General features: G+C 37.3%; 1 protein-coding gene. It reads right to left on the bottom strand.

Annotation, left to right across the window (positions count from 1 at the left end):
• A partial coding sequence (locus R7P74_RS28260; RefSeq protein ID WP_318124000.1) for a 2OG-Fe dioxygenase family protein occupies window positions 1–331 on the bottom strand: 331 nt, incomplete at its 3' end.
• Window positions 332–566: the final 235 nt, after the last annotated feature.

Raw genomic sequence — 566 nt, 5'->3', positions numbered from 1 at the left:
CTTGACCATTTGGAAGGTGGTTTGCGCTCACGAATAGCGCACACATTTCGCGAAAGCCTTCACTTGCTAAAATGTCTTTCTCGATAGGTTCAAATTGACGAATGACATCACCCTGAAATCGGTTGATATCTGAAGACTGTACAAAGCTGTTCTTGTTCAAATCTATCACTTGTCCATCTTCAAAACTCACGACTGAGTAGCGTCGTAATCGATATTGCCCATCAGCGTGCTCAGTATGAGGTAACGCTTCAAATGAAGGCGAAAGTTGCTCAATTGCTGCCATGCTGAGCTGAGTTAAATGTAGAGTGTTCTCACGCGAATGTAACATCATTGACTCCTTTAATGAGGCACATTTAATTAACATTTAATTTACAACATAGATTACGCAAATATTCTGCAATTGCCAGCTTTTAACGTTGATAGCTTCAACATAAATAAAAAAACGAGATGAAAAACCACAAACAAAAGTCAAATTAGGTATATGTTTTATGTTAAAGCTTACGCAACATTTGAAACTAGATTTCTCTACTGCAAATAGAATTTTATGCTGGATTGAGACAATTTCT

This window comes from Vibrio sp. 2033, assembly GCF_033339735.1.
Note: the sequence above shows the minus strand (reverse complement) of the source record. Positions and strands in the feature narration are given on the sequence as shown.